Origin of the sequence: uncultured Phenylobacterium sp., assembly GCF_902826855.1 — a bacterium.
GTDB lineage: Bacteria > Pseudomonadota > Alphaproteobacteria > Caulobacterales > Caulobacteraceae > Phenylobacterium.
Window position 1 is genome coordinate 1 of sequence record NZ_CADEGK010000313.1, and the last position, 3614, is coordinate 3614.

4 protein-coding genes are annotated in these 3614 nt (G+C 61.5%); 1 reads left to right on the top strand and 3 read right to left on the bottom strand.

What is annotated here, in order from left to right:
* The coding region (locus tag QZV94_RS23955; RefSeq protein WP_293682823.1) for a DUF3427 domain-containing protein at positions 1–924 on the top strand (924 nt) is incomplete at its 5' end.
* 85 nt (positions 925–1009) lie between these two features.
* Here QZV94_RS23955 and QZV94_RS23960 read toward each other — a convergent pair.
* The 3 genes from QZV94_RS23960 to QZV94_RS23970 all read right to left on the bottom strand — a co-directional run.
* Positions 1010–1279 (bottom strand): hypothetical protein, encoded by a 270-nt coding sequence (locus QZV94_RS23960; protein ID WP_293682825.1) that lies wholly within the window; start codon positions 1277–1279, stop codon positions 1010–1012.
* Positions 1280–1765: 486 nt separating this feature from the next.
* Positions 1766–2524, bottom strand: a complete 759-nt coding sequence (locus tag QZV94_RS23965; RefSeq protein WP_293682827.1) for a hypothetical protein — start codon at positions 2522–2524, stop codon at positions 1766–1768.
* On the bottom strand, positions 2499–3614 hold a 1116-nt coding region (locus QZV94_RS23970), incomplete at its 5' end, for a hypothetical protein (RefSeq protein WP_293682829.1). The genes QZV94_RS23965 and QZV94_RS23970, both read right to left, overlap by 26 nt.

The window sequence follows — 3614 nt, forward strand, 5'->3', positions numbered from 1 at the left end:
GAGGTATTCGTGCGCCACGGCGGCTTCCTTGGGAACCTCGAGCGCACGGCCATGCCGCGCTCCTACAAGATGCTGGTCCTCAAGGCGATGCAGCAGGGCGGTGAGTTTCCCGGTGGCATCTGGATCAACACACTGACCGAGAGCGTGCGCCGGCTGGCGTCGCAAAATCCTGTCTTTGCTCGGGACATTTCCGTTCCAATCGACCAGCAGCCGGGACTTCGCCGGCTGCTTGAGGACAACCCGATCAAGGCGTGGACAGGGGAGAGTCAGACGTCAGAGGCCTACTTCAGCTATCGGGATGGCGAGTTCGCGACCACATTCACGGCCTCCGACAGTGACCGCAGCGCTCTTAACGATCTGACGCGGGAGCTCATTGATTGGCGCATAGCGGCCTATCTGGCGCGCACTGACGGCCAGGAGTTTGCGCACGATGCGCGCGCCCTTCCCATGGTTGCCGAAGACCAGGCGGCCTGGTCGGGGCCGGAGCTTTGGCGTGAGTACATGCGCGAGCGGATCCCTCCGCTCTATGGCCTGACGTTCAGCACGGGGTCGTGGAACCAGGGCTTCGTGGTGAAAGGCAAGCACGTCTTCCTATTGGTGACCCTCAAGAAGGACGACTTCATCCAGGACCACCAGTACGACGACCGCTTCCTCTCCCCGACCCGGCTGCGCTGGCACAGTCAGAATAAGACGACCCCAGCGTCGCGCGACGGCCGCATTATCTCCGGCGCCGAGCCGGGCTACGAGATCCATCTGTTCGTGCGCGCCACAAAGAAGCGCGGACCGGTCGCCGCACCCTTTTTCTACTGCGGCGAAGTCGAGTTCGTATCGTGGGAAGGCAGCCAGCCAATAACCGTCGAATGGCGGCTCACCTCGCCGGTGCCGGAGCATCTGCGGAAGGTGCTGGACGTCCCGAGCTCGTAGTGACTTTCCAGCATGGTCCGCTCTCGTCGCTTAAGACCAGACCTCCGCAGGTTGCCACAGCCCGTCTATTGCATTCATCAAGTCACTAGCGGGTGATGGGAAACGCCAATGATGAGTGCGTCTCGGTGGAGACCGTCTTCTGAGGAAACTCCCGGTAGGCATACTCGATGAGGTCTCGGACGAGCTCCAACAGGCCCCCGACCGGAAGACCTTCGAACGGATCGCCGTGGGCCATAGCGTTCCTTCGGTCGGCCAACGTGGGCCTCGACGCGCCCGTCAGGAAACCAACGGCCGTTCCGCCGCAGCGCGCGATCACGGGAATCTTCATGTCAGTCAGCTGATCGACTTCGACCATGTGGCGAAGAAGGTTTGAGAGGGTCCGCTGCTGAGGCCGGAACGCGTGTCCGTAGCGGTCCTTGAGCGCCAGCTCCAAAGCGACCAGCGCCGCAAGTTCGCCGGCCTTGAGGAGGTCGAGATCAATCCACCCCGTCAGGTAGAGCTTCTGCGCCCGAGCGAACTTCCGCGTTATAATCTCGGGCAGCGCGGATCAATTCCGAGAGAGCCAATGAAGTCGCGCCACTCTGCTGGTTGCCCAAAGTGCACAAAACCGGCGGGACTTTGCGGCGTCGGCCAGACGAGGACGAGTGGCGTGTCCCGAGACTTCAGTTCGATGTGGTCCATTTGCGGCCCGGCCAACCATGCGACTCGAAAGTCGTCGGCGCACTGCACCTCCTGCAGCAACGCTATGATCTCACCGTTCGCAAAGATCCGTCACGACGCCTTTGCAATCTCGAAGGCTGCAACCGTTGGCACGAGCGTGTGCCCCATACGGTCAATGCCATCAATCCTCTGCATCGCAGGCCGGCGCCAGTTCGCGCGGACTCGACATCTTTTTTAGAAGCCACTCTTCATAGGCGTCGAGACTTGTTCGGACCTGGGCAATCGTACCCAGGCCCAATCTCATCAGTGTTTGGTCCGACAACTTGCCTCCATCGCCAAGCACTTCTTCGGCGACTCCCAACTGTGGCTCCTCGCTGCCGTCCTCTCCTTCCGCGCTTTCCTCTTGCTTGAGATCGATGCCATCGCGATCCACCACGAAGCGTTTGAAGATGATGCGCGGCAGCGGTGGGTGGCGAGGCTGCTCGCGAAGCGCCGAAAGGATGTCGCTGAACGTCTCAATGATCTCCCGCTCGTCCGGCTCCAAGAGCTCGAGATCGACCTCCTCGTGGATGTGACGATCATCGAGGTCGAGTTGAAGTGCGATCGCGGTAAGAACCAACCGGCTCAAGCCATCCACCACGTCCCCGAGGACGTCCGCATCGAGCTTGGGTGGACGTGGTCGCCAGGGATTGGCTCCTGGAGCTAGGCGCCCAAGATACCGCAAGGCCGAGTCAAATCGCGCAGCCGGATAGGCATGGCCAGGGAGGTCATGTCTTTGGGCCCAAATTCGCAGGATGGTATCGACTGCCCGATCTGCCGCAGCCGGATTGGTCTCAGCAGACTGGATCAGCTCAGCAAGGTGATGCGCCAGCCATTTGTCGAGGGTGTTTCGATCGTCGTTCGCGCCGATCTCGTCAGCCAGTCGACGTCCAAGGCTCAAGACGTCCTCGGGCGTGAACGAGCTCGCCGTCCGCAGCGAGGCCGTAGAATCGTTCGTGCGCCACCTCGGTCCCCTTTTCCGAGTCGGAGCGGGATCCTTGATCTGCTCGCTCAATCCGCACCTCCACCACAAGGTCCATGTGTAAAGACACCAGCATCTCAGCGAGCTGTGTCCGTCGCATCAGAAGACGAGATCCCGCCGGTCGCGTATTGGCGGTCGCGCGATCTTCTCGCCCGCGCTGCATTCTGTTTCCCCAGGCCTCGTAGATGAACACCGGTCTGTCGTCTCCCTTGGCGACCCATTCGAACCCGGCTTCGGTACGGCGCCGGTCGAGCTGTTTCCATGCCTGTACACGTTCGCCCGGCACGCGATCGAAGTTGCCGATCTCGTTTCGTGAATCGTCGTTGTCATCGAGGAGGACGTCGCCGGAAGAAGCGCGTAGCCAGCCAAGCAGCTGATACGGCCCATCATCGATGCCAAGTTCGTGGCCTTCCGGAGGAATGTAGTGATCTTCCGAGAAATCCGTGCTCTGCAACGCCTTAACTAGTGCAGACCCGGTCTCGCGACTCATGAGCCCCGAGTGAATGTGGCTGATCTGACGCCACCCCCAGCTCCGCGATGTATTCTGGAAGTGGACCGCGAGAAAGCCGGGGCGATCGGCCGGCAACAAGGCACGGCGAAACTCCTCGTCGCTCACCGTTTCGAGCCACGACGCAACCGCACCTTCAGGTCCCCTCCAGATGTCTGGCAGCAGCGGCGGCGGCGTCGTGAGGTCCGCCAGCCAATAGGGCGGGACGGTGAGCTGCTCGCGGGCGATGATGTTTGGCAACGCGGTCCAATCGTCCTCCCCGTCCTCCTCCGAAAGCGGTTCGGTCTGGAGCAACTCCCCCACGGCACACCAAAGGGCGTGCCATTCTAGATAGGTGCGGTAGTGCTCGAGGACCGGGAGCGAGCCGCCTCGTGTACTCGCCAGCGCGTAGTCACGATCGTTGAAGAGGTTCGACCTGGGCTCCTCCGCCCAGCCATCTGCGTTCGTTTGCGCCCGCCAAACATCAACTATCCATCGCTCAGCAGTTTCGAGCAGCTTGTC

Excerpts from the sequence above, each read along its gene's own strand:
- QZV94_RS23960 (WP_293682825.1), bottom strand. The coding sequence starts at position 1,279 with ATGGTCGAAGTCGATCAGCTGACTGACATGAAGATTCCCGTGATCGCG.